We start from the raw sequence: 25,504 nt of genomic DNA, 5'->3' as shown, positions 1-25,504 counted from the left end.
GGATGGAGGGGGAGGCATGGCCTATGAACACTTGCGCTTGGAGCGAGAAGCGCCCTCAACGGAGCGCCATCCGAGGCGTCATCCGGGAATTCGCCCTCCTGCCGATCCGAGAGCGCATGGTGCCGCGTTAGCCGGGCGGCTCGACCAAGCGCGGCAACGTGCGATGGCAGAGGACGTCGGCGGGTTCGACGACCGTAAGCTGCTCAAGATTCGGCTGCGCGCGGGCGACAAGAGCGTGCCCGCCTTCGATGCCATTCCTGGCGTGGAGATTGTCAGCCAGGAAGATGAATCCATCGTGCTGGCATTTGCCACTGATGACGGCTTGAGCGAGTTCGAGAGCCGCCTGGCCACCCTTGCACGTGATGGCGTTGTTACACGCAAGGAACTGTTCTACGTCATCGAAGACTTCGACCACTGGACACCCCAGGACCGTACCGGCGCGGCCTTGCTTGAGCAAGGATTTCCAGCCGCGCCAACCTTCATGCTCGATGTCGAACTATGGCCCCAGGAGCGACAGGACAAGCGCCAGCAAATGGTGCGTGCCTTTCTCGACTGGTTGCATGCACAAGGCATTGAGCGGCTGGACGACATCCAGCAACCCTCGCTCGTCATGGTCCGTGTGCGCTCTAACCGTGCGCAGGCCGAGCAGATCTTGCATCATCGCGATGTGCGCACTGCCGACCTGCCGCCCCGCTTGGGTGTGGCCGTACAACTGCTTCATACCGACATCAACCAATTTCCTCCGATCGATCCCCCTTCTGACGATGCTCCGTCCATTGCCGTGCTGGATTCAGGCTTGACGCGCGGACATTCGTTGCTCGGCGCAGCGGTCGGCGACGCGCAGGGCTACCTCGCACCGCATCGCAGTGCGGATGACACCGATCCCCACTGGCACGGCACCTTCGTCGGCGGGCTTGCGTTGTACGGCGATGTCCATAGCGCTATTCAGCAAGGGCAGTTCGTCCCGCAGCTTCGCCTGTTCTCCGGCAAAGTGTTCGAAGACGACGGACAAGACCAAACTGAGTTCGTCGAAAAGGCGGTCGAGGAAGCCGTGCGCGAACTGCGAGCGCAATACGGCTGCCGGGTCTTCAACCTAAGCTATGGCGACCTGAACAAGGTCTACGATGGCCGTCATGTGCGCGGGCTCGCCTACACGCTGGATCGGCTGACGCGTGAGCTGGGGGTCCTGTTTGTAGTACCAGCGGGCAATTTGTTGTCATCCCAGTTGCCAGCCGATACACGCGCGAGTTACCCGGACTACCTGCTCGAAGGCCACGCCCGCCTGCTGGACCCCGCCACATCGCTCAACGCGCTGACCGTTGGCGGCTTGAGCCTGAATGAGGCCACACGCAATGCACAGCGCCATCCCAACACGATTGAAGACCACGTGTTGGCACGGGCGGAGCAGCCGTTTCCATTGACTCGCAGCGGCCCTTCTGCCAGCGGCGCCATCAAGCCCGACGTGGTCGCGCATGCCGGCAACATCGCCTTGCGGCGCACTGGAGGTGGCACAGACCATGCCGGTCTGGGAGTGGTGTCGCTCAACGGCGGCTTTGCCTTGGGGCCGGCGTTCAAGGAAGACATCGGCACCAGCTACGCCGCCCCCCAAGTCGCCCACCAAGCCGCGCGGCTACTGGCCGAAGTGCCCGACGCTTCGCCCAGCCTGCTGCGCGCACTGATCGGCGCCCATGCCCGCTGGCCGCAAGCCTGCGAAGCGCTGTTGAACCCCGGCAACAATGCTGAAGGCCGCGACAAACTCCTGCGCCTCGTCGGGTATGGGCGCGTGGACGATGCGGCGCTGTTCCGCTCGCTTGATCACACCGTCACCCTGCTGGCCGAAGAGCGCGTCGGAAACGACCAGCACCACTTCTTCGAATTACCTCTACCAGACAGCTTCTGGGACGGTGGCCGCCGCACGCGTGAGGTGACCGTCGCGCTCGCCTACAGCCCTGCCGTGCGCACCACGCGGCTGGACTACCGAAGAGCCAAACTGTGGTTCCACCTGGTGACTGCTGGCAGCCTGGATGAGGTCACCCAAGCCTACCGGCGCAATCGGGAAGAAGGCATGGGCGAACGCGCCAACGGCCGCTGGCTACCCAACGACACCCGCAAGAACGGCACGTTGCAGGTCTCTCGATGGCGCTTCAAACAGGCGCTGGCCAACGGTCACAAGGTGTTCGTCGTGGTGACCCGGCAAGACAGCCTTTGGTCCGATGGGCGCGATGGGGACGAGCCCTATGCCGTCGCCGTGGTGCTGGCGGATCGGGAGCAGGCCAACGCTCAGCTCTACGCCCAGGTGCAAGCAGCGCTGCAAGCGCGTGCCCAGGCACGTGCGCGTGCTCGGATTGGCGGGAGGGGCTGATGGCGGCGCTCGAACCTCAGTACATGACCATCCTGAAGCAGGCGCTCGCCGCCCGCTTCGTGCCGTTCCTGCCCCCGTTGCTCGGCAACGCCAATCCTACCGATCAGGCGGCAAAGCAACTCTCACGAGCCTTCAGCGCCTTCGCCCTGCACAAGCTGCTCGACATCTCGCCGCAGGCGGCCGCCGCTTCGGTCGTTGACGACTTCAACGACAAGGGCATCGACGCGATCCACTATCACGCGCCGTCGGAGACGCTGTACCTTCTGCAAACCAAGCTAAAGGAATCTGAGCAGTTCAAGCAGGAGGATGCGCTGCCATTTTGCGAGGGCATTCGCCTGTTGCTCAAACAGGACTTCACCGCGTTCAACGGAAATGTCCTGAATCGGAAGGCTGATATCGAGGGCGCACTCGATGCGTGTAGCTACATCAAACTGGTCGTGCCCTACACCGGCGATGGTGTATCGCAAACGGCCCGCGACGCCTTGCAGGCCCTGCTCGACGACGAAGACCTCGACGAAGAGCGGCTGGTCAAGCAGGTGGAGTACTACACGGCGACCGAGATCGCCCGCGACCTGCTGGCGGAACAGGCCTACCAACCCGTGCACACGGATGTCGCGTTGCAGAAGCACGCGAAAGTCGAAAGCCCGCGAGCCACGTACTACGGCGTCGCGCGGCTGGCGGACTTGGTGGCCCTGCATCAGACGCACGGCAAGGCCCTGTACGAGCGCAACATCCGCTACTTCCTCGGCAGCAGCAAGTCCGATGTCAACAAGGCCATCAAGACGACCTTGCATGACGCCCCGGTGGACTTCTTCTATCTCAACAACGGCGTCACGGCCGTCTGCGACCTGATCGAGCCGAAGGGCAACAAGAATGGCGTCAAGAAGTTCAAGGTGCGCGGCCTGTCCATCATCAACGGCGCGCAGACGGTGGCGTCGGCTGCCGAGTTCGTGCGCCAGCATCCGGGCAAGAGCATCGATGACGCCAAGGTGATGCTCACTTTGATCAAGGCATCGGCGGACGGCCAGTTTGGGAAGAGCGTGACCAGGGCTCGCAACCACCAGAACCCGGTACAGACCGCGAACTTCGCCTCGCTGGACGAGAACCAGGAGCGGTTGCGGCAGGAGATTGCCCACTTCGGCTTCGACTACCACTACCGTCCCGAGGCCGTGGCAAACGGCACCAATGCCATCACGCTCGACGAGGCGCTGCGCGCGCTTGCATTGCAACAGAACGACCCGCGCTATGCGGTCTGGCTCAAGAGCGAACCCGCGCGCCTCGCCGATCCCGACTCCGCCGAGTACCAGGCGCTTTTCACTACTGCCCTGCCGGGAGTGGCGATGATCAACGCTGTCACGTGCCACCGGGCGATTCGCACCCTCGTGGTGGACTATGAGCAGAAGGCTCCGGCGCGCAGCCAGGAACGCCTGATTTATCGGCACGGCATTCACGTCATCACGGCGGTGATGATGAAGCGCCTGCGCACCCGCACCGGCGCAGCGGCCGTCATTGACCCCGCGACGATTCCCGCGCTGATCAGCCAGCCGCTCGATCAGCTCCGGCAGCAAGCGTTCGACCTCGGGCGGCAACGACTCATTCTTGAGGGGCCGCTGGCCTACTTCCGCAACCAGGGCAACGTCGCAGCCTTTCTGGCCGACCTGATGGAAACGCACTTCGTGCTGGCCGGCGATCCGGCCATAGCGCCACTACGCAATATTCAGAATGCAGCGGACGCGTATCCGCGCAAGCGCCTGATCGACTACTTGTCGAGCCACGCGCCACAACTATGAGAGCGATGTCATGAGCAAACAAAAACTAGAACTTACCTGGATCGGGAAGGAGAAGCGGCCCAAGCTGGAGCCGCGCATCCTGCTCGAAGATCCCGAAAAGTCCTATCACGCCAAGCATCGCATCACGGACAGCGACGTCTTCGATAACCGGCTGATCTTTGGCGATAACTTGCTGGCGCTGAAAGCACTGGAGCAGGAGTTCACTGGGAAGGTCAAGTGCATCTACATTGATCCGCCATACAACACCGGATCAGCCTTTGCGCAATACGAAGATGGGTTGGAGCATTCGATTTGGCTAGGTCTGATTCGTGAGCGTCTGATCCTTCTACGGAACTTACTCATAGACGAGGGAAGTTGCTGGGTTCAGCTTGACGATAATGAAGCTCATTACTTCAAGGCGCTGGCAGACGAGATATTTGGCCGCGAGAATTTCATTGCCAACGTCATATGGAACAAGTCCTACGCAGTTCGCAGCAATGCTCAATTTTTCTCATCGGCCCATGAGCATATCTTGGTGTACGCAAAGGACAAGACGCGCCTGCGTCTGAATCAATTCGGCCGCTCGAAGAAGCAGAACGAGCGGTATAGCAATCCTGACAACGATCCGAGAGGGCCGTGGCAATCCGTCACTATGACAATCAGTCTTGTTGGCGGGGCGCGTGGTAGGCAGTATGCGAAGACGGGCGTCTCAGAGAACATTTTTGAGGTTACGTCTCCAAGCGGAAAGGTATTCTTGCCACCACCGAATCGATGCTGGAGTCGCAACCCAAGCGGATTTAGGAAGCTGGATGCCGAAGGGCGCATCTACTGGGGTCCATCGGGGGAAAGCGCCCCCAGGTTGAAGATGTATCTGAGCGAAGCGGCGGAGGGAGTCATCCCAACGACGCTGTGGGCAGATGGAGCAGAGTTCGGGCACAACCAAGACGGCATTCGAGAGCTGAGAGCATTGGGGATTGGGGACTTTCCTACCCCTAAGCCTGAGAAGTTGATTTCCAAGGTTATCTCTCTCGCTAGCGATCCTGGCGACCTCGTACTGGATTCCTTCGCTGGTTCTGGCACCACCGGTGCGGTCGCGCACAAGATGGGCCGCCGCTGGATCATGGTCGAGTTGGGCGAGCACTGCCATACGCACATCATTCCGCGCCTGAAGAAGGTGATTGACGGCGAAGACAAGGGCGGCATTTCCGAAAGCATCGGCTGGGAAGGCGGCGGCGGCTTCCGCTATTACCGCCTTGCTCCCAGCCTGATCGTCAACGACCGCTGGGGCAACCCCGTTATCAACCCGGAGTTCAACGCCGCGATGCTGGCCGAGGCGCTGGCCAAGCTGGAAGGCTTTAACTACGCGCCGTCGGAAACGCACTGGTGGCAGCACGGCCACTCCAGCGAGCGCGATTTCATCTATGTCACCACACAGAACCTGTCCGCTGAGCAACTGCAAGCCCTGGCCGATGAAGTCGGCTCGGAGCGGAGCCTGTTGGTGTGCTGCGCCGCTTTCCATGGAGTCACGGCGGCCAAAGCGGCGGAGCGCTGGCCGAATCTGACGTTGAAGAAGATCCCGAAGATGGTGCTGGCCCGATGCCATTGGGGCCGTGACGACTACAGCCTGAATGTGACCAACCTGCCCATGGCGGAGATTGAGAAGGCCGAACCTGCGGCCGCTGGCAATAGCGTCAAGAACACCAAGAGCAGAAAAGCGGCCCTCGCCAACGCGGGACAGGGCGGCCTGTTTTGGGGGAACGAATAATGAACGCCCGCGTCCTGCACACCGTCACCGGTCGTCTGTCTCTTCGTCCGCCACAGGCGGAATCGCTCATCAGGCTGGTTCGCGCGCTGGATGCCGCGCCCGAACTCTTGGGCCACGAGCGCGATGTCTCGGCGATTCTCTCCACGCTGAAGGCCGAGTTCAGTACGCTGGAGGACTTCGAGCGCGAATTTCCATCGCTGTGCTTCGCGCTTGCCACGGGCGTGGGCAAGACGCGCCTGATGGGAGCCTTCATCGCCTATCTGCATCTGGCCCACGGGATCAACAACTTCTTCGTGCTCGCGCCCAACCTGACGATCTACAACAAACTCATCACGGACTTCACGCGCAACACGCCGAAGTACGTTTTCAAGGGCGTCGCCGAATTCGCGCAACAACCGCCGCTGATCATCACCGGTGACAACTACGACCAGACCGGCGCGGCGGTGGATGACCAGCCACAGGGCTTCGCCCACGACGTGCGCATCAACATCTTCAACATCTCCAAAATCAACTCCGAGGTGCGCGGCGGCAAGGAGCCGCGCATCAAGCGGATGAAGGAAGTGCTGGGCGACAGCTACTTCAACCATCTCGCGAACCTGCCTGACCTTGTGCTGCTGATGGACGAATCGCATCGTTACCGCGCCAGCGCGGGTGTGCGTGCCATCAATGAGCTGAAGCCGCTGTTTGGCCTGGAGGTGACGGCGACGCCATTCGTGGAGTCCAGCAAAGGGCCGGTGCCGTTCAAGAACGTGGTGATGGACTACCCATTGGCGCGGGCGATGGAGGACGGCTTCGTCAAAGAGCCTGCCGTGGTCACCCAGCGCAACTTCGATGCCAAGGCGCATACGCCCGAGGAGATCGAGAAGACAAAGCTGGAAGACGGTGTGCGCCTGCACGAGACGACCAAAGTCGAGTTGCTCACCTATGCCCGCGAGAACGGCGTCAAGCCGGTCAAGCCCTTCATGCTCGTCATCGCTCGCGATACCACGCACGCGGGGCAACTCTTGGCGCTTCTGGAGTCGGAAGCCTTCTATGAGGGCCGCTACCATGGCAAGGTGATTCAGGTCGATTCCAGCCGTACCGGCGCGGAAGAAGAAGAGATGATCACCCGCCTGTTGGCCGTGGAGAGCGTGGACGAGCCGACCGAGATCGTGATTCACGTCAACATGCTCAAGGAAGGTTGGGACGTGACCAACCTCTACACCATCGTGCCGCTGCGCGCCGCCAATGCCCGCACGCTGATCGAACAGTCCATCGGGCGTGGCCTGAGATTGCCCTACGGCAAGCGCACGGGCGTCGCGGCGGTGGATCGCTTGAACATCGTCGCGCACGACAAGTTCCAGGAGATCATCGACGAGGCCAACCGCGGCGACTCGCCGATTCGCCTGAAGCAGGTCATCCTCGATGCGCCGAGCGCCGACGACAAGAAGGTCAGCGTGCAGGTCGAGTCCGGGGCGGCGGCGCGTCTCGGTTTGACGGACGCACCGGTCGTGATCACAGGGGCTTCAGCCACTGAAAGTGGAGCGGAAGTCCCCGCGCCCAAGCCGGTGTTCACCACGGAGGCGGAGAAGCAGGCCGCGCGTGTGGTCATGGACGTCATCGGCAAGTACGAGGTCAAGCGCGATCTAGTGCCCACCAGCAGCGCGCTGCTGAAACCAGAAGTGCAGAAGGAAATCCTCGCGGAGGTGGCGGAGCGGTTGAAGCCGCTGCAAGGCGAATTGCTCGCGGGCGTGGATGAATCAGTCCCTGCACTTGACTTGTCAGCCGTGGTGGCGAAGACCACCGAGATCGTGGTGCAGCAGACCATCGACATCCCGCGCATCGCGGTGGTGCCGACTGGCGAGGTCACGACCGGCTTCCACACCTTCAAGCTGGATGTGAGCCAGCTCCATCTCCAGCCGGGTGAGCGCGAGATCGTCATCCATAACCTGCGCACCAACGAGCAGGATACCCTGGCCGCCGAAGTTGGGCTCAAGGAGCAGCGCCCGGAGGACTACATCGTCCACGCGCTAGTGGACTTTGACGACATCGACTACTTCACCCACGCCGATCTGCTCTACGACCTCGCAGGTCAGCTGGTGCAGCACCTGCGCGGTTATCTGTCCGAGGACGATGCCGTCAACGTCCTCGATCGTGACCGCCGCCTGATCGCGCGGGAAATCCACGCGCAGATGATGGCCCACTTCTGGGAAGAGGCGACCGAGTACGAGGTGCAGGTCAGTCGCGGCTTTACCGAACTCAAGCCGTGCAACTACACCGCCACCGCAGGCCAAACGGCCCACCACTTCCGGGAGACCGTGACCGAGACCAGTCGCATCAAGCAGATGCTCTTCGGTGGCTTCGCGCGTTGTCTGTACCCGCTGCAGAAGTTCGACTCGGATACCGAACGGCGCTTCGCCATCATCCTGGAGCGCGACGCGACGAAGTGGCTCAAGCCCGCGAAGGGGCAGTTCCAGATCTACTACAAGCTCGGCACCGAGCAGCCGGAGTACATCCCCGACTTCGTCGCCGAGACGGACGCGACCATCTTCATGGTGGAGACCAAGGCACGCGCCGACATCAACACCCAGGAAGTTCAGGCCAAGGCCGCTGCCGCCATGCGGTGGTGCAAGCACGCTTCCGATCATGCGGCGAACGTAGGCACCAAGCCCTGGAAGTACCTGCTGGTGCCCCATGACGAAGTCAGCGAGTCGAAACGGCTCGCGGATTACCTGCGCTTTGAGGTCAAGGCTAATTGAGTTGCCCTCGATCGATTTCGGTGAGCAAGAGCGATTCCGGCAAGGCACCCAGGCGGCGGGAATGATGGACTTCGCCGGGCACTTCGGCGCGCAACCCTCGTGGCCACGGCCGCACGATCACCAGAGAGGCAGCCCATGGCACGAATCAGAAAGATCGAGATCGCCAACTTCCGCGGCATCCAGTTGCTGGCCTGGTGCCCGACGCCTGGCATCAACTGCCTGATCGGCCCGGGCGACAGCGGCAAGTCCACGGTACTGGACGCGATCGATCTATGCCTGGGGGCCAGGCGTAATGTCCAGTTCTCGGATGCGGACTTCTTCGGCCTGGACATCACGACCCCAATCAGCATCACGCTGACGCTCGGCGACCTCGATGACAGCATGCGGACGCTGGAGGGCTTTGGTGCATACCTGCGCGGATACCACGCCAACACTGGCGTCGTCGAGGGCGAGCCCTCTGCCGGCGCGGAGGTTGTGCTCTGCCTGAACCTGACGGTCGCCAGTGACCTGGAGCCCTCGTGGACCCTTGTCTCCGACCGCGCCGCACAGCAAGGCATCGTCAAGACGCTCGCATGGAAGGATCGCGTCGCCCTGGCGCCCACTCGCATCGGCGCCCTGGCGGACTTCAACCTGGGATGGCAGCGCGGCTCCGTACTGAACCGCATCTCGGAGGAGCGAGCCGACGCTTCAGCCGCTCTGGTCAAGGCCGCAAGGGATGCGCGCAGTGCCTTCGGAGACCAGGCCGAACAACAGTTGGGAGAAGCGCTGGGAATCGTCACCACCACTGCTCAGGAGTTGGGCGTCAACATCGGCGCCAAGGCCAAGGCGCTGCTGGATTCGCATTCGGTGTCGTTCGGTGGCGGCACCATCTCCCTGCACGACGAAAGCGGCATCCCGCTTCGCAGCCTGGGCGTCGGGTCCACGCGTCTGCTTGTCGCTGGCCTGCAGCGCAAGGCGGCCGGTCAGGCGTCGATCGTGCTCTCGGATGAACTGGAGTACGGGCTGGAGCCACACCGCATCGCGCGGTTCCTGGGCTCCCTCGGTGCCAAGGAGGCCGCTGCTCCGCTGCAGGTGTTCCTCACCACCCACTCACCCGTGGCGCTGAGAGAACTGTCGGGCGGCCAACTCTTCGTGCTGCGCCGCGGCCCCCTCGGCCACGAGGCTCGCCTGGTCGGCGCCGACAATGACATCCAGAGCACGATCCGCCTCTATCCCGAGGCCTTCCTGGCTGGCTCCGTGGTCGTGTGCGAGGGAGCCAGCGAGATAGGCCTGCTGCGCGGGCTGGACTTATACAGGCTTGACCAGGGGAATGCGTCACTGGCTGCATTGGGCGTGGCCCTCGTCGACTGCGGTGGCGGGGAGCCGGATCGACCGTATGCCCGTGCCTCCGCGCTCCAGTCTCTGGGCTACCGGGTGATGGTGCTGCGCGACGACGACAAGAAGCCCACACCTGCGGTCGAGCAGGCTTTTGTCGAGAACGGTGGCACCGTCGTCGCCTACCGCGCGGGCCGGGCGCTGGAGGACGAGCTGTTCGGAAGTCTCACGCCGGCTGCCTGCCAGAGGCTGATCGGCTACGCCAACGAATTGCATGGCGACCTGATCGTCGAACACCTGCGCACTGTCTCGAACAACACGCTCACCTTCCAGCAGATCTGGGACGAGATCCAGAACACCGGCCTCCTGTCGGCCGAACGCAGGGCCATTCTTGGTCAGGCGGCGCGCATCCGAAAAGCTGGCTGGTTCAAGCAAATCTCGTGGATGGAGGACGTGGCGAGGACCATCGTTGCACCGGACCTGCATCTTTGCGATCAGGGCTTCCGTGCTCTGATGGACCAGGTATTCGGGTGGGCCGCTGATGGACCACGTTGAAATCGACCTTCGTGCAATCGAACGCGGAACCGTCACCGCACCGGCCGGCTGCGGCAAGACACAGTTGATTGCCCACGCGCTTGCCGGTCATCGGGGCAACAAGCCCATCCTCGTGCTGACACACACGAACGCCGGGGTCGCGGCCCTGCGTGGCCGGCTGGACCGCGCCGGGGTGCCAGCCAACGCCTATCGATTGAGCACGATCGATGGCTGGGCCATCCGGCTCATCTCGACCTTTCCCGGCCGCAGCGCCCACGATCCGGAGATTCTGCGGCTGGCTGCACCTGCGCGGGACTACCCGGCAATCCGCGACGCCGCCTGGAAGCTGCTGCAAGCCGGGCACGTCAGTGAGGTGCTGAAAGCCTCGTATGCGCATCTGATCGTGGATGAGTACCAGGATTGTTCGGTGCCTCAGCACTACATCGTCTATTTCCTCTCGTTGATCGTGCCGACCTGCGTGCTGGGCGACCCCATGCAGGCGATCTTCGGGTTCCGGGGCAATGCGCTGGCCGACTGGAACCAGCACGTGTGCGCGCATTTTCCTGTCATCGGGGAACTGGCAACGCCCTGGCGATGGCGCAACGCCGGCGCGGAAGCGCTGGGACAATGGTTGCTGGAGGCCCGCCGGTTGTTGGCGGCGGGGCAGTCGGTGGATCTGCGTAGTGGGCCACCGGAGCATGTGACCTGGATGCAGGCCGTACCACCCAACGACCATGCCCAGCGCCTAGCCGCTGCGAGGACGGCATCGCCAACCGCTGACGGGCGCGTGCTCATCATCGCCGACAGCCGCAACCGAGCAGCGCAGCAGAACTTTGCGAGCCAGACGCCGGGCGCTTCGACGGTCGAGGCCGTCGATCTGCAAGACCTCATCGCCTTCGCCAGCAGCTTTGAAGTTGAGGCACCGAATGCCCTCGCGCAGTTGCTGGCGCTGGCGCAGAGCGTCATGACCAATGTGGGCGTGGCGGAGTTGACGCGGCGCCTGGAGTCGTTGGCAAAGGGAACTGCAAGGAATCCTCCGAACGAGGCAGAAAGCCGCGCACTGGCGTTCGGGCGCGCGCCCTCTCTCGCTGCGGCCGCCGCTCTTTTGTCGGAACTGCGGGCACTGCCGAACGTGCGTGTGCATCGGCCGGCCATCCTCTACGGGGTGCTCAAGGCGCTCAGAGAAGCCTCGTCGGGGGCCGTCCCTCTGGCAGAGGCGGCCCGGCGCGTGCGGGAAGAGAACCGGCTGTTGGGGCGCCCGCTGCCAAAACGCGCCGTCGGCAGCACGCTGTTGCTCAAGGGGCTGGAAGCCGAAGTCGCGGTGCTGCTAAATGTTGAGGACATGAGCGCGCAGAACCTCTACGTCGCCATGACCCGTGGGTCGATGAAGCTCGTAGTGTGTAGCGCCAGCCCAGTGGTCGGTTAGAGGTACTTCTTGAACGTCGCCGCCGCGATGCACACGGCGACGCCGAGCAGCACGGCGCTGGGCAGCAGGATCAGCAGCGGGTTCACGCTGACCGGCAGTGCCAGGTAAGTCACCCACGGCAGCACGGCCAGCGGGATCAGGCTGGCCCTGGCGCGGTGATAGATGAACCCCGACTCGCGTCCCGCGCCGAAGCGGCGGATGTCCCGGCGCACCAGGCCGTCCACCAGCCCGACGAAGGCGGCCATCAGGAACAGCGGCAGGGTCAGGCACAGCACCAGCAGCCGCACGAGGAAGACCAGCGTCGTGTAGGCCGCCGCGATCAGGTAGCTCTCCACGTTCACGTAGACCAAGCCGATGTAGTAGCGGAAATCCTTGGTCGGGCGGTGGCGGCCGGCGCTGGCCTGCGTCGAGGCGTCGCGTATCCAGTCCAGCAGGCCGCTTTTCACGAACAGCCAGTCGTAGCCCTGCTCGACCAGCCGGTGCGCGGTGCGCCCCGGCTCCTGCACCAGCGCGCTGCGCGTGAAATGCGTGGAGAGCTGATCCAGCTCGTAGAGCAGCATGCCCTGCGCGTGGCGCCAGCCCTGCTCGGGCCAGAAGAAGTGCATGCCAACGCATTCGATCAGGATGCACAGCAGCAGCGCGCCGCACAGCACGCCGAAGAAGCGGAACGGCAGCGTGACCAGGCCGGCGATCAGCCCCTGCTGTCGTTGCTGCTGGCGCTGGGCCGCGACGGCCGGATCGCTCATGCTTCGGCCTCTTCAGCGGCGGCCATCTGCTTGAAGTCGTCCAGCAGGTCGTCGGGCAGCGCCTTGTCCTGCAGGCCGGGAATGCCCTGGTTCTCCCACCAGTCTCCTGCCTCGACGTAGTGCTGCCGCATGTAGCCGGCCAGCTCCTGAAGATCCTTCGGCATGGCTTCGTCGGGGTCGGGTGCCGGCAGCGGCATGCGGACTTTCCAGAGGTTGCCGCCCTCGATCAGCGCGAAGCACTGCCCCTTTGGCAACGCCACCACATGCGCCGGCTCGATCAACGGCACGCTGTTGCTGCTGATGCGGTCCTGGGTGTTGGACGTGAAGGCGGTGTTGCCGTGCGGGTCGGAGCTGTCGGTGGCGCCGCTCATCAGTGCCGTGGCGTACACCTCGACCTTGGGCAGTTGTCGCGTCAGCAGCTCGGCAGTAGCGGTCTCGCGCACGCGCAGCATGAACAGGTTGTTGAAGTTGCCGACCACCTGGCCGGCCTTGGCGCGGCTGCCGATGCGCGCCTCGATGTCGCTCAAGGTCTGCGTGTAGGCCGTCACCTGCACGCCGGCACCGCCGCCCTTGTTGACCATCGGGATGAACTCGTCACCCATGAGTTCATTGAATTCGTCGGCGTGGACGTTGATCGGGATCTTGGTGCCCGCCGCGGCGCCGGGCAGCCCGTCGTCGATGCCGAACTTGTAGATGTGGCCGGCGACCGAGACCAGATCGCTGAACATCGAGTTGCCCACCGCCGCCGCGACTTCGGCGTCGGACAGCGCGTCCAGCCCCACGTAGACCACAGCACGTTTGCGGATGACCTGCATCCAGTCGAAGATCGGCCGCGGGTCGAACAGGTCGGAATAGTTCGGTGCGAGCAGTTGCGCGATCTTGCCGGTAGTGAGCTTCTCCAGCAGCGGCAGCAGCGAAGCGACGATCTTGTCGAAGTACGTCCGGTCGTAGCGCACGGCGCTGCGCAGGCCGTCGAGCACCGGGTCATAGATGCGCACCTGGGACAGGTACTGTTCGAGGGCCACCACGCGCTTCTCGCGCCCGATCATGTTGCGCGGGATGTTCTTGTCGTTCAGCTTCGCTTCGAGCTGGACGATGACCTCCCAGGCCTTCGGCTCGTTCTTGGCGAAGTAGTGCTGGGCGTACTCGATGAACAGCGCGTCGATGTTGATGACGTGGCGCTGGATCAGCAGGTAGTCCGGCCGCTGCCCCAGCTCGACCAGGGCGCGCGCGATGATGTTGACGAACCGCCAGGCGAATTCGCGGAAGGCGGCGCTGTTGCCTTCGCCCGAGAGCTGTCCGGCGATGCGCGTGGCCACCTCGGAGATCCGCCCGAACCGGCCGACGGCGTTGTAGCGCGCCGAGATGTCCGGCCAGCCCAGGTGGAACACGTAGAACTCGCCTTCGCGCCCGGCGCGCTTGGCCTCGACGTACATGCGCTTCAACAGGTCCGCATCGCCCTTGGGGTCGAAGACGATCACCACCTCGTGCTCGCCGCGGACCTTGCGGCGGATGTCTTGCGTGATGAACAACTCGGCCAGCCGCGTCTTACCCACGCGCGTGGTGCCCAGCACCAGGGTGTGGCCGACGCGCTCGCCCAGCGGCAGCGTGACGTCGACCTCATGCGGCTCGATGCCGTGCAGGCGCGGCATTCCGCCGACCGGCGGCAGCGGCCGCGCCGGGTTGAGCGGGCTGTCCCAGGCCAACGCGCGCGCCAGCTTCGAGACGGGAAACGGCGCGAACTCAAGCCGCTCCTCCAGCCCCCGGGCGGCCCGGTAGATCGCGGTCGGCTCGACATAGCGGCGGAACTCCGGCCGGTAGGTCTGCATCAGCCGGTGTGTGTGCCGCTGCTCCCAGCGAAAGCCCCGGCCGACGAACAGCCGTTGCTGACTCACCGGCACGTCGCGGCTGGTCATCACGTAGCGCGGCAGACGGCGGATGTTGCGGCGATAGCGCAGGATCGCCCAGGCATCGCGCAGGCGAATCGCGCCGAAGGTCAGGAAGGCCAGCGCCGAGCCCAGGCCGAGCAGCGGGTTCAGCGCGAGCGACCACGGTGCCACCAGGCACAGAATCGCGGCGCCGGTGCAGACCGCCACGGTATGAAGCTCCACCGCTGGCCGCAGCAGAACCTCGACCGCATGCGGTTGGGCCATCTGCGCACCTACTGCTCGACGCCGGTGGACGTGATGAGCACCGGGTAGTGGCGCAGGCCCAGGCGCTGGGCCAGGTCGTCGCCGGAGGCCGGCGAGAGGGTCAGGCCGGGAGCCAGCCTACGCAGCGCCGTCAGCGCGGCCAGCGACTCCACGTTGACCACCAGGCCCACGGCCTGCAGCTCTCGCAGCGCTGCCTGCCGCTGCCGCAGCCACGCGCGCGAACGTTCGTCGTCGCCGATCAGGAACAGCGCCGTCAGGCCCGGCGCCCGGATGACGCGGCGCTGCACCTCGCCCGGCGACAATTGCGTCGAGCGCACCGGCAGCATGGCGGCTTCGGCGTCGGCCGCGTTGCCCAGGCGAGGTGCTGGCATCGGGGCCGGCGGTGGGGCCTGATCCGGCTGAGGATTCAGCGACCGGTAGTACGGCAGCGCGGAGTCGCCGCCGCGGTCTTCGACGACGATCAACGGCGCGGAGGCGGTCTGCGCGAAGACGGTGGTCGTGGGCAGCAGCCCGATGGCGGCGATAAGGACGATGTGGTTCATGGCGTGGTGGCCTGGAGGGTTGGAACGGGAACGCCGGCGTCGAGCACGCGGGTCAGGTGCCGATGCACACTGCGCCGGTAGCGCGCCGCGGGTGCTCCGCCGGCGGGCCGGTGATAGCGGCCGATGGCAAGCAGCCAGTCCTCGCCCGGCGTGTGCTGTTCGCGCAGGATTTCCGCAGCGACGGCGAGGTTGCGGTACGGGTCCAGCAGCTCGCAGGGCTGCGTGTAGCGATGCGTGTGGTAGCCGAGATTGACCTGGCCGAGGCCGGCGTCGATGCGATTGGCCGGCGTGCGGGCGAGTGCCCGGCGCAACCCCGCGCAGGCCTCGGCGCGGGTGGCGTAGCGCTGTGGCGTGCCGGCGACGTTGAGCGTCCACGGCCAGGGGATCAGGCGCCCGCGCAGCATGGCGCCGCTCTCCTGCAAGGCCACCGCGTACAGCACCGCCGCCGGCACGTCTGCACGATGCGCCGCCAGTTGATAGGCCGGCGGCGGCACTTCCCGCGCCAGGGCGGCCAACGCCCAGCCGCCGGTGGCGAGCAGCAGCACGGCGCCAGTACAGCGGATGGCGACGCGGGATGGCCGACGCTCCCGGCCCGGAGTACCTATTGCCGCTGCCATTGGCCGTTCACCTCGCGCACCACGGCCGGCAGATCGCCGGGCAGGCCGAGCGACAGCCAGCGCCCCGCATCGTGGTTGAGCGTGATGGTGCGAGCGCGCACCCTGGCCGGGTCGATGCCCGCCAGGGTGGCCCACTGCCGGATGCGCGCGTCGTCCTGACGGCTGCCGACCATGTAGAGGTCGAAGGCCGTGCCGGCCGCCTGCAACTGCTGCACGCGCTGGGCGCACGGTGTGCAGTCGGCCTTGACGAAGACCGCCAGGCGCCCGGAGCCGGTGTTGCCGGCACCCTGCGCCTTGGCGTCGGGCAGGCTCACGCGCGGCTGGCCGGGAAACAGGCGCTGCCACGCCGCGTCGTAGGCACGTTGGTAGGCCAGCGTCTTGCCGACGCGCCGAGCCTCGGCCTGCACCTGCAGCTCGGCGTAACGCCTGCGCTCCTCCTCGCTGCGGGCCTCGATGCCCAGCGCCGTGAGCGGATCGAGCTGGGGCGAATAGACCCCGAGCGGCCCCTCCATCAGTTGCCGGTAACGCGCCCACTCCTCGGGGCGAAGCCCCCACTCCCGCGCCTGCCTCTCGTCGAGCGGGGCATCAGCGCCCGGCTGCACCTGGGCGGGCACCATGCGGGAGTTCGTCACCGGGGCCGGCTGGGCGGATGCGCCGAAAGCGGCAAACAGGACGACGGCAGCGAGCAACGGCCGCAGGTTCATGGCGACCTCCTACGGCACCGCAACGCGCTGCGTCTGGCCGTTCACCTGGAACACGCCCGCCTGCGCCTCGATGGATTGCAGTTGCCAGCCGCCCTCGGCATCGCCCTCGCGCAGCAGCCGGGCGCCCGCGAGTGAGGCCGCGGCGATGGAGGTGATCGACAGAAAGCGCTCGCCTCCCCGCAGCTCCGCGCCGAGCACCCGGAACGGCGGCTCCGGCACCTTGGGCTTCGTCGCAACCGGAACGCGCGGGCGAGCGGCGGATGCCACCTGCCGGGCCTTCTCCAGGCGGGTTTCGATTCCGTTCACGCGCGCCTGCAGCGTCTGCAGGTCGATGGCCGAGGCCCTCGTCTCCTCGGCCTCTTCAAGGCGCGTCATCCGTTCGTCCAGCACCTGCCGCGCGTTGGCGAATTCGGCCTGGCTGATCGGCGCCGGCCGGCGCTTGTCCGCATCGGCCTGTTGTTCGAGATCGGCCACGCGCAGGCCCAGCGCCTTGACCTGCGCATCCTGCGCGCTGCCCTGGGTCTGTTCGGCGAGCCGCGACAGGCCGACGCTGTTGATGAGTGCCACGGCACTGATGAGCAGCAGCCAGAAGGCCGCGGCGATCTTGAGCCAGCGCGTGCGGGAATTGCGCTCGTATGGCGCTTGGGGAAAGGTCATGGCTGCATCTCCTCGGGCCGGTCGGCGTCCGGCACGGGCGTGGTGGTGCCGGGCGGGTTGGCGGAAAGGAAGGTGGGAGCACCGTGCCGGCTGAAGCAGACCTGGCGGGTCAAGTCATCGACCGACAGCTCCCAGGCGGGGCCGGCAAGCGTCAGCAAGGCATCGCGCAGCATCAGCGGGCCCAGGCGCAGGTGTGCGGCGGGCAGCGGCAGCGCGTAGAGCGCGGCGGCCTCGGGCGCATCGCAGAGCCGGTAGCCCGAGCGCAGGAGCACATGGCGCATGGCATCGCCCACGCAGGCATCGAGCATGGGCGGAATCGAGACCTCCACCGCCTGCTGCAAGAGATCACGCTGCGCAGGTTCCGGCACCAGCTCGACCAGGGTGTAGCGGCCGTAGCGGGCCACCGGGATCAGTGCCGGCGGAGATGCTTCAGCAACGCTCCCGGAGTTCCCTGCCGGCACTTCGGCCTGGGGTGGCGTAATGGTGGTGCAGCCGGCTGCCAATGCTGCGAAGATTAATAGAAGGCCAGTAGTGCCTAGCCGGCGGGCAATGGAGAGAAAAGATGGAAATCGATGCATCGCTCGGCTCCTGTAGCGGAGCCGATACCTTCGGCGCATGAAACCGAACGCGCAGCAAAGAAAGGGAGCTAGCGCTCGACCACCTTCTTTCTAGCAATCAGCTACTCTTCGTCACGGTCACGTGGCGGCCAAGCTTCGGCTGATCGCGGTAAGCACAAAAGGCTCAGCGTAGCGTCGTACTGTGCTGCGTGTATCTTCATCTCACGCAGCGGAATACTCGGATCGGCGTGTGGGAACCAAACGGCCGCGGAAATCTTGGTGCCTTGTCGATCATGCAGCACTTCCTGATTTGCCGCGAGGGAGTGTTCTGGCAGAGGAATGACGTTGCCACGGGTGCGGAAGAACGCGCCAGCTCGGGCCGCGGGTTCGCTCGACCAAGCCCAATTGATGAAGCCATCGTTGGACATCACTAGAACGGCCTTCTCATCGGTGTACTGCAACCACTTCAAGATCGCCGCCGTCAGCGACACACCGTAGCGCTCCGCGCATGCGCCGAGGATGTCCATGTCGACGTTCGTGGTGACCTGCTTGCGGTAGTCGTCCAGCGGCATCAGCAGGTACGAAGCAAACAGATCCGCCTGAGCCTCGATGTCGCGATCGTCCTGGGACCAGTTCAGCATGTCGGCATCACTGCACTGGAAGGACTCCCTTTGCATCCGGTGCAGAATGTAGTGCCCAAGTTCGTGCGCTTGCGTGAAGCGCACACGTCCCGGAGATGTCACCGCGTTGTTGTAGAGGAGCAGCCACTCCTTGCGGCCATCCCCGGGAAACAATGCTCCGTCAAAACCTTTGATCGCCGCAGCTTGGACCTTTGTGATGGGATCTGACCAGTTGAATATGCGAGCGGACTCAAGCGCCAACTGAGGCACGTCCACCGGAAACCGATCAATGCCGTGCGCCATGCTGACAGCTTCGACCACCTTCACGAGGCGATTCGCAGCACGCTGGGGCGTCCAGCCGCCGTCCGTCATGGGGTCTTCTTGAAGGTATCGAGGATCTTGCGAAGTTGTTCCTTCGCCTCAGGCTCCAGCTTCTGGTAGCCGCGAAAAAACGCCTCGTCCAAGTGCCGCTCTTCTGGTGCGCGCACGTCTTCCTCTATGAAGTACGAGGCCGCCACACCCAGCGCGTCCGCCAGCGCGGTGAGCTTTTCTGCTGATGGCCGCTGGGACTCGCGATTCTCAAGTTCCCAAAGATAGCTTTTGCTCAAGCCGGCGGCGTCGGCCAGCTTTTCAAGGGTTAGCTTGCGCTCCTTTCGCAGCTCGCGCAGCTTTTCCCCGAGACGGGTCGCCATGGTCACGTCTCCTGTCTAGTTCCTACGAACCCTGAGAATACCACGGTACCGAACTTTTTGTTTGACAACCGAGGAAACGGGTGTAACATCACGGCAAGTTCACGATTCCGAACTTTTTCTGCTGGCGCTCTGAACGCGATCACAAGGACTGATCGGACAGCCCGGCCCAATCACCGAAGGAGCATGTCCACATGTCCAGAGCTCACGTCGATCACCGCGACCTCGTCCGCTTTGCCGAGGAACGCGTCAACCTGCCCAAGGAAAAGGCCGATGAGTTCCGGGCACAGGCGCGCCGACTGCGCGAAAAGCTGGAGGGCTACCTCGCGGAGCATCCGGACTTCGCGCTGAAGAAGATGCTGCTGTCCGGCAGCTTGGCGAAGGGCACGGCACTGCGCTCGCTGAACGACATCGACGTGGCCGTCTATATCAGCGGCTCCGATGCGCCTCACGACCTCCAGGCCCTGCTGAACTACCTTGCCGAGAAGCTGCGCAAGGCGTTTCCCAACTTCAGCCCCGAACAGGTGCAGCCCCAGACCTACTCGGTCACGGTGAACTTCCGCGGAACCGGGTTGAACGTGGATGTCGTACCCGTACTGTACGCCGGCCTACCCGACTGGCGCGGCAACCTCATCAGCCAGGACGACGGCTCGTTCCTGGAAACCAGCATTCCGCTACACCTGGAGTTCGCCCGCAAGCGCAAGCAAGCGCAGCCCACGCACTTCGCGCAGGTGGTGCGGCTGATCAAGTACTGGGCACGTCGCATGAAGCAGGAACACGACGGATTCCGCTTCAAGTCGTTCATGATCGAAATGATCCTGGCCGAGCTGACAGACAACGGCACCGATCTTTCGGACTACCCCGAAGCGCTGCAGTCCTTCTTCACATACGTCGCAGAGAGCAACCTGAGCGAGCGCATCGTGTTCGAGGACTACTACCAGGCCTCGACGGTGGCACCCAGCGCGGACCGTGTGCAGATCATCGACCCGATCAATGCGTCCAACAACGTTGCGCGGCTGTACACCGCCCAGAACGCCGCCGCGATCGTAGACGCGGCGCTGGACGCTGGCGACGCCATCGACGCCGCACTGAAGGCACCTACCAAGGAGTTAACCGTGCACTACTGGCAGAAGGTCTTCGGCTCCTCTTTCCAAGGGTGAACACCATGAGTTACGCCTACACCACCACCGAGACCAAGGCGTTCACCTTGACGCATGCCAGGCACCTGGCGGCGAAAGTGGCAGCCGACCTGAAGCGAATGCAGCGCTTCTACCATGCCCCCGACGATGCTTTCATCGAGCGACTCGAAGGCGAGATCACGGAGCTCTTGCGTCAAGGCTATCTCGACACGGTGACCTATGGCTTCAAGCGCGATGGCGAATGGATCGAGCCGACCCTGCGCTACACGGCCCGTGAACTGGCTGGAGACGGCATGGATGACGATCCGGGCCGTGTTCGCCCCGGCGCCAACGTGGCAGGAGCGTCGTTCTACAGCTATCTCACCTACAGCTCTGCCTGGGATGCACTCACGCTGGCGCAGCGCGAAGCCATCAAGCAGCAGTTGCCCGTCCAACGCACGGGAGCGCCCGAGCCATCGGTCAGCGGAGGCTACTTCGCCGACGACAAGACGTATTCATCCGGCGGCCGCGCCTTGGGCCGCGCCAGTGTCAGGAGCTACTGATGACCACTACCAGCACGCCGGGGCTGTTCGAACGCCCCATCACTTTGCCAGATGCCGACGCCCAGAGCCGTCTGGCCAAGCTGGTCGGAATGGACGACAAGATCCGTCGTCTGAGTAACGTTCTCGCTGTTCTCATCAACCCCGCAGGTCTCAAGGAATGGCTCGACCAGCACCACGCTCATTCGACAGGATTGCTCGACGCCGTGCTGCGCCGGCCCCCATTGGTAGTGCTCTCCGGCGATGTGGGCTCCGGAAAGACCGAACTCGCCGAAACGATCGGTGACATGGTGGCGCGGCAAGAAGGGATCGACATCACACTGCTGCCGCTCAGCCTGTCTTCTCGGGGGCAAGGCCGTGTCGGCGAGATGACCCAACTCGTCTCGGCGGCGTTCGACCACGCCTTCCATGAAGCAAGCAAGGTCAAGTCCTCCAAGGGCAGTCGAGCACGCGGAGGCGTGATACTGCTGGTTGATGAGGCCGATGCGCTCGCGCAATCCCGAGAAGCCGATCAGATGCATCATGAAGATCGCGCGGGCGTGAATGCGTTCATTCGCGGGATCGACCGGCTGGCCAACGGCCACCTGCCGGCCGCTGTGCTGATGTGCACTAACCGCCTCAACGCGTTGGACCCGGCCGTGCGCCGACGCGCGGCCGACATTCTCGTATTCGAGCGACCTGACGAAGCTCAGCGACTTGAGGTCCTTCACCGGCGCCTGGGCGACGCTGGCTTTGGCAAGGCCGATCTGCAATCCCTGGTGGCGGCCACGGGCGAGCAGGCCAAACGCCCTTACGGCTTTACCTACTCGGACCTCACGCAGCGCCTGCTACCCGCGATCGTGCTGGACGCCTACCCTCAGGGGCCCATAAAGCCATCCCGTGCCATCGAACTGGCCCGCGCGATGGCGCCGACTCCGCCGTTCAAAGACTCCACGGCAAGGGGGTGTTAAATGTCTCAGTGGTCGCTCTCCCAGCTTCTTTCCTCTTTGCATGAAGACATCCAGCAGCGCCTCTCTACTGTCCGCAAGACATTTGGCCATCCAGGAACGAAAGGCGATGCAAGTGAAAACGTCTGGATCAGCATGCTGGATACGTACTTGCCGAAGCGTTATCAGGCCGCCAAGGCGCATGTGGTGGACAGTCTCGGGAACTTCAGCCAGCAGATCGATGTGGTGATCTTCGATCGGCAGTACTCGCCCTTCATCTTCACTTACGAGAATGAGACCATCATCCCAGCCGAGAGCGTATATGCCGTATTCGAGGCCAAGCAGACAGCAGACGCCAATCTGGTGGCTTATGCACAGCAAAAGGTTGCTAGCGTCCGCAGCTTGCATCGGACCAGCTTGCCAATTCCTCATGCGGGAGGGACTTACCCTCCCAAGCCTCTCATTCCCATTTTGGGCGGATTGCTTACGTTTGAGAGTGAATGGAGCCCTGCACTGGGGAAATCCTTCGACCGAGCTCTGACCACCGACTTAGAGGACGGGCGACTGGACATCGGGTGCGTAGCTGCTCACGGCCACTTTTTTCTCGACCATGCTACGGGCAACTACAGCTACATCAACGAGAACAAACCAGCGACGGCCTTTCTGTTCAAGTTGATTTCCCGACTTCAGTTCAGTGGGACAGTTCCCATGATCGATGTGGAAGCTTATGGGCAGTGGCTCATGAAATAGGCATATGCCCATCAAACTGGATAGCCATTCGTAGAAATTATCAGAGCAAGCAAGCCCGGCGGTGGCCCGGTCCAAGCGGTCGTCCGGAGCCCGTCGGCGTCCACCCCTACTTGATAGACCAGCTTGGCTCGCACATCGGCAAGCGGCCAGAAAAAGAGCCGACAGCCCTTACGGGGAGTCGGCTCACGTAAACAGGTCAGACCGCGACCAACTGCCGTGCCAGTGCCACCTCCACCGAGTCGCCATCCTGGTTCAGGACATCGAGCCCCGATTCGGGCACGTCGCCGGAGGTGCTCTGCGACACCATGATCTTCCGGGCCATCAGCCCCAGGCAGGTCATCTGCGAGGAGTTGGCGTAGCCGAGGTAGATCACGCGCACCGGCTGCTTCTGGCCGATGCGCCATGAGCGCCGGGCGGCCTGCTGCAACGAATACACGTTGTAGCCGGACTGGAGGAACACGATGGTCGGGAACTCCAGCAGGTCCAGGCCGGTTTTCACCAGCTCGGGATTGGTGATGAGCACGTCGATGCCACGGTCCAACTGCTCGGCGATCCAGTCCTCACGGCGGGAGGCATCCACGCTCGCGCGCAGTACCGCCACCTTGAAGCCTTCCTGCTCAAGCAGCACCTTCAAACGCGACGTGGTGTCGCGCGTGCCAGTGTAGACCGAATAGACCAGGGTCTTGCGACCTTCTGCCTTCTCTTGCTTGCAGATCTCGATCAGCTCGCGTTCCTTGGGCATCACCTCCAGCTCGTTGAACTGAGCCGGCACGAACGCCAAGGTGTTGCGTGTGCGCGGATGTACCACCGTTTCCGACCGGAAGCAGCAGTCCGGCCAGGCCAGCAGCACATTGAGGACTACACCGAGCAGCGTCGTGTCGCGCTTCGCCAGGGCCTGCTTCAGCTCCTGGGTCAGCCGACCCGCCAGATCGCGGTAGGCCGCGGCCTGCGCCGTGTCCATCGCGACTTCGCGGAACTCCTCGTCGTAGGGCGGCAGCACGTTGCCACCGATGTCCTTCAACTTGAGGAAGACCGTGAACGGCAGGACGCAACGCAGCACGCCCTTCGGACCGAAGCCCGGCGCCTTGACCGTGCGCACCGATACCTTGGTGCCCTTGGCCGTCTTGTGCGCCGTGCCAGTGCTCTCGGAATAGATGTCCTTCAAGACACCGTGATCGCGCATGAACGCCATCGCAGCCGACGTCATGCTGCCGCTCTTCGTCGGCCGGTAGCCGTCTTCGATCATCCGCCCCGGCAGGGCTCGGAACAGCAGGTGGAACAGGTCGTCGCCGTAGCCGCCCATCAGTGTGCCGGTGAGCAGCAGCGTCTTGCGCGCCTTGGCCGCCAACACCCCCATGGCCTGGCCCTGTGCGGAGCCGCCGTTCTTGTACTCGTGTGCCTCGTCGGCGATGAGCAGGTCGAACGTGCCTTGGGGAAGCTGCCTCTTGATGAACTCGGACGGCTGGTAGCCGCCCTCGCCGAAGCCGAACTCCATGTTGGCCATCGCACGTTCCATCCGATGGGCTTGCCGGTCCGAGAAGACCAGCTCGCCGTTGCCATCCATCAGGTTGATGAACTCGTGGATGTTGTCCCCGAGCATCGACGCGAGGAAGGCGTCACCGAACTTTTGCATCAGCTTCTGCGCGGTGACTTCCCCGATGGTTGGAATACGCTTCAGTGCCTTGAGCACGGTCGAGGACTGGTCGCTGGCGGACAGGCCTCTCGGACGGATCAACGACCACAGCGGTGCACGGCAGTGGCTGCACTTGCGGCGGGACTCCTCGGCTTCCAGCTCGACCGGGTTGATCGGCTCGCCGTCGAGGTCGGTGATGACATGCCCGCAATCCGGGCACGCCGCCACGTTACCGTGAGGCGTGCGCCGTCGAACGAAGACAGGTTTCCAGTGGAACCCCATCCGCATCCGCACGCGGCCCAGGACGAAAAACTCCTGGCCCTGGGCCGGCACGCCCAACTGCTCGCGCAGTTTCAGCAGCTTGACCAGCGTGTCTGGGCCGTTGAGCACCCAGACCTTGGCACCGGCCACCGTCTCCTGGATCTCGCGCCGCCACTTGTAGACCAGGTGCGGCGGAGACAGAACCAGGGTACGGCGGTAGCCTTCGGCATTGAGCACGGCGGCGGTGGCAATACCCACCGTCGTCTTGCCGCAGCCCATCTCGCCATTGACGATCGCGGCGCGTTCGCCGCGGTCGATCAGTAGCTCGGTGACGGCATGGACCACATCGGCTTGCGCCGGGAACAGCTTGCGCTTGAGCGCGGCGAGGATCAGTTGCCGATGCACCCGCACCTGGCCGGTGTAGACCGGCGGATTGGCGCGGTTGAGTGAGTCGAGCAGTTCGTCGCCGAACTCGGACACGAAGTCCTGCAGGCTGAGTGTGAGGGGTGAAGCGGCCGCTTCGAGCAGGTCGCCCTGCACAGCGGTTTCGGGAACGGTTTCGAGATCGAGGGACATGGTGATGCTCCAAGGCAATGGGGCATGCACCTCCCCCTCGGGGCGGTGACATGCCCCTGGGTGGGAAGAAAGAAGCGGCGCGAGACCGCTGGATGCGGATCAGTATTCGCTGGGCAGCAGCAGTGTGGTGACGCTGCGATCCCATTCGGTGATGATCCAGAGCTTCAGGTCGCGCGTGACCTGGTAGGACGAGAACAGACGATCTTCGCCGGACTTCAGCGCGGCGTCGTTCTGCCGTCGATCGCTGTCGCTCAGGTCGCCCCAATCGCCATGAAGATGGCGGCGCAGGTACGGCGTGGGGTTGAGCCGGCCCTGTCGGACCAGCTCGTCGACGCCGGCGGTCATGACCACCTGCCCGGGCGAAAAGCGTGCTTGTGACGCGAGGTTGAGGACTGCGAGTGCCATGGTGGTTTCTCCTTCTGGAAGAAGGGGCCACGGCACCCCCATCGGGGCAACGTGACCCCGGTGGGTGGATGAAAGCGACGGC

The 25,504-nt window shown here is 64.1% G+C and carries 21 protein-coding genes; 10 read left to right on the top strand and 11 right to left on the bottom strand.

Annotated features, from left to right (window positions below):
• The first annotated feature begins 16 nt into the window (after positions 1-16).
• From CKCBHOJB_RS01320 to CKCBHOJB_RS01295, 6 genes are all read left to right on the top strand, one after another.
• Positions 17-2,362, top strand: a complete 2,346-nt coding sequence (locus CKCBHOJB_RS01320; RefSeq protein ID WP_281050246.1) for a S8 family peptidase — start codon at positions 17-19, stop codon at positions 2,360-2,362.
• Positions 2,362-4,152 (top strand): AIPR family protein, encoded by a 1,791-nt coding sequence (locus CKCBHOJB_RS01315; protein ID WP_281050245.1) that lies wholly within the window; start codon positions 2,362-2,364, stop codon positions 4,150-4,152. The genes CKCBHOJB_RS01320 and CKCBHOJB_RS01315 overlap by 1 nt, the downstream gene beginning before the upstream one ends.
• 10 nt (positions 4,153-4,162) lie before the next feature.
• A complete protein-coding gene (locus tag CKCBHOJB_RS01310; RefSeq protein ID WP_281050244.1) occupies positions 4,163-5,896 on the top strand; it encodes a site-specific DNA-methyltransferase in 1,734 nt (577 codons plus the stop codon).
• Entirely contained in the window at positions 5,896-8,634 is a 2,739-nt protein-coding gene (locus CKCBHOJB_RS01305) for a DEAD/DEAH box helicase family protein (protein ID WP_281050243.1), read from the top strand. The genes CKCBHOJB_RS01310 and CKCBHOJB_RS01305 overlap by 1 nt, the downstream gene beginning before the upstream one ends.
• 135 nt (positions 8,635-8,769) lie before the next feature.
• Positions 8,770-10,503, top strand: a complete 1,734-nt coding sequence (locus tag CKCBHOJB_RS01300) for an AAA family ATPase (RefSeq protein WP_281050242.1) — start codon at positions 8,770-8,772, stop codon at positions 10,501-10,503.
• Positions 10,490-11,908, top strand: a complete 1,419-nt coding sequence (locus CKCBHOJB_RS01295) for a UvrD-helicase domain-containing protein (protein ID WP_281050241.1) — start codon at positions 10,490-10,492, stop codon at positions 11,906-11,908. Before CKCBHOJB_RS01300 ends, CKCBHOJB_RS01295 begins: the two co-directional genes overlap by 14 nt.
• On the opposite strand, the gene CKCBHOJB_RS01290 is transcribed toward CKCBHOJB_RS01295, so the two are convergent.
• The 9 genes from CKCBHOJB_RS01290 to CKCBHOJB_RS01250 all read right to left on the bottom strand — a co-directional run bounded on the left by CKCBHOJB_RS01290 (position 11,905) and on the right by CKCBHOJB_RS01250 (position 19,196).
• Positions 11,905-12,654, bottom strand: a complete 750-nt coding sequence (locus tag CKCBHOJB_RS01290) for a TIGR03747 family integrating conjugative element membrane protein (protein WP_281050240.1) — start codon at positions 12,652-12,654, stop codon at positions 11,905-11,907. The two genes, CKCBHOJB_RS01295 and CKCBHOJB_RS01290, sit on opposite strands and share 4 nt — an antisense overlap.
• Positions 12,651-14,807: a type IV conjugative transfer system coupling protein TraD gene (gene traD / locus CKCBHOJB_RS01285; protein ID WP_281050239.1), complete on the bottom strand. Its 2,157-nt coding sequence runs from the start codon at positions 14,805-14,807 to the stop codon at positions 12,651-12,653. The genes CKCBHOJB_RS01290 and traD overlap by 4 nt, the downstream gene beginning before the upstream one ends.
• Positions 14,808-14,815: 8 nt before the next feature.
• Positions 14,816-15,349 (bottom strand): integrating conjugative element protein, encoded by a 534-nt coding sequence (locus CKCBHOJB_RS01280; RefSeq protein WP_281050238.1) that lies wholly within the window; start codon positions 15,347-15,349, stop codon positions 14,816-14,818.
• Positions 15,346-15,966: a lytic transglycosylase domain-containing protein gene (locus tag CKCBHOJB_RS01275; RefSeq protein ID WP_281050237.1), complete on the bottom strand. Its 621-nt coding sequence runs from the start codon at positions 15,964-15,966 to the stop codon at positions 15,346-15,348. Before CKCBHOJB_RS01275 ends, CKCBHOJB_RS01280 begins: the two co-directional genes overlap by 4 nt.
• The gene (locus CKCBHOJB_RS01270; RefSeq protein WP_281050236.1) at positions 15,951-16,670 is read right to left on the bottom strand and encodes a TIGR03759 family integrating conjugative element protein; all 720 of its coding nucleotides are present in this window, start codon (positions 16,668-16,670) and stop codon (positions 15,951-15,953) included. Before CKCBHOJB_RS01270 ends, CKCBHOJB_RS01275 begins: the two co-directional genes overlap by 16 nt.
• Before the next feature lie 9 nt (positions 16,671-16,679).
• The gene (locus CKCBHOJB_RS01265) at positions 16,680-17,327 is read right to left on the bottom strand and encodes a hypothetical protein (RefSeq protein ID WP_281050235.1); all 648 of its coding nucleotides are present in this window, start codon (positions 17,325-17,327) and stop codon (positions 16,680-16,682) included.
• Positions 17,324-17,905 (bottom strand): PilL N-terminal domain-containing protein, encoded by a 582-nt coding sequence (locus tag CKCBHOJB_RS01260; protein ID WP_281050234.1) that lies wholly within the window; start codon positions 17,903-17,905, stop codon positions 17,324-17,326. The genes CKCBHOJB_RS01265 and CKCBHOJB_RS01260 overlap by 4 nt, the downstream gene beginning before the upstream one ends.
• 101 nt (positions 17,906-18,006) lie before the next feature.
• Entirely contained in the window at positions 18,007-18,876 is an 870-nt protein-coding gene (locus CKCBHOJB_RS01255) for an ImmA/IrrE family metallo-endopeptidase (RefSeq protein WP_011829964.1), read from the bottom strand.
• On the bottom strand, positions 18,873-19,196 hold the full coding sequence (locus CKCBHOJB_RS01250) for a helix-turn-helix transcriptional regulator (RefSeq protein ID WP_011829963.1): 324 nt from the start codon (positions 19,194-19,196) through the stop codon (positions 18,873-18,875). The genes CKCBHOJB_RS01255 and CKCBHOJB_RS01250 overlap by 4 nt, the downstream gene beginning before the upstream one ends.
• Before the next feature lie 191 nt (positions 19,197-19,387).
• Here CKCBHOJB_RS01250 and CKCBHOJB_RS01245 point away from each other — a divergent pair, with 191 nt between their 5' ends.
• Genes CKCBHOJB_RS01245 through nucC form a run of 4 tightly spaced genes read left to right on the top strand, consistent with a single transcriptional unit; the run spans position 19,388 to position 22,547 of the window.
• Positions 19,388-20,353 (top strand): CBASS oligonucleotide cyclase, encoded by a 966-nt coding sequence (locus CKCBHOJB_RS01245; protein ID WP_050157977.1) that lies wholly within the window; start codon positions 19,388-19,390, stop codon positions 20,351-20,353.
• A 5-nt stretch (positions 20,354-20,358) separates the two neighbouring features.
• Positions 20,359-20,874 carry a hypothetical protein gene (locus tag CKCBHOJB_RS01240; RefSeq protein WP_050157975.1) on the top strand — a complete coding sequence of 172 codons (516 nt, stop codon included), beginning with the start codon at positions 20,359-20,361 and terminating at the stop codon, positions 20,872-20,874.
• Positions 20,874-21,821, top strand: coding sequence for an AAA family ATPase (locus CKCBHOJB_RS01235; protein WP_050157973.1), 948 nt, complete (start codon positions 20,874-20,876; stop codon positions 21,819-21,821). Before CKCBHOJB_RS01240 ends, CKCBHOJB_RS01235 begins: the two co-directional genes overlap by 1 nt.
• Complete coding sequence (gene nucC / locus CKCBHOJB_RS01230; RefSeq protein WP_050157971.1) at positions 21,822-22,547, top strand: CBASS effector endonuclease NucC; 726 nt, start codon at positions 21,822-21,824, stop codon at positions 22,545-22,547.
• 196 nt (positions 22,548-22,743) lie between these two features.
• Here nucC and CKCBHOJB_RS01225 read toward each other — a convergent pair whose 3' ends face one another.
• Both CKCBHOJB_RS01225 and CKCBHOJB_RS01220 read right to left on the bottom strand, forming a co-directional pair.
• Positions 22,744-25,017 carry a helicase-related protein gene (locus CKCBHOJB_RS01225; RefSeq protein WP_161773231.1) on the bottom strand — a complete coding sequence of 758 codons (2,274 nt, stop codon included), beginning with the start codon at positions 25,015-25,017 and terminating at the stop codon, positions 22,744-22,746.
• Between the two features lie 99 nt (positions 25,018-25,116).
• Positions 25,117-25,422 (bottom strand): hypothetical protein, encoded by a 306-nt coding sequence (locus tag CKCBHOJB_RS01220; protein WP_043496636.1) that lies wholly within the window; start codon positions 25,420-25,422, stop codon positions 25,117-25,119.
• Between the last annotated feature and the right edge of the window lie 82 nt (positions 25,423-25,504).

Source organism: Thauera sp. GDN1, from assembly GCF_029223545.1.
In the GTDB taxonomy this organism is placed as follows: Bacteria; Pseudomonadota; Gammaproteobacteria; order Burkholderiales; family Rhodocyclaceae; genus Thauera.
This window is presented reverse-complemented; position numbering and strand designations above follow the sequence as displayed.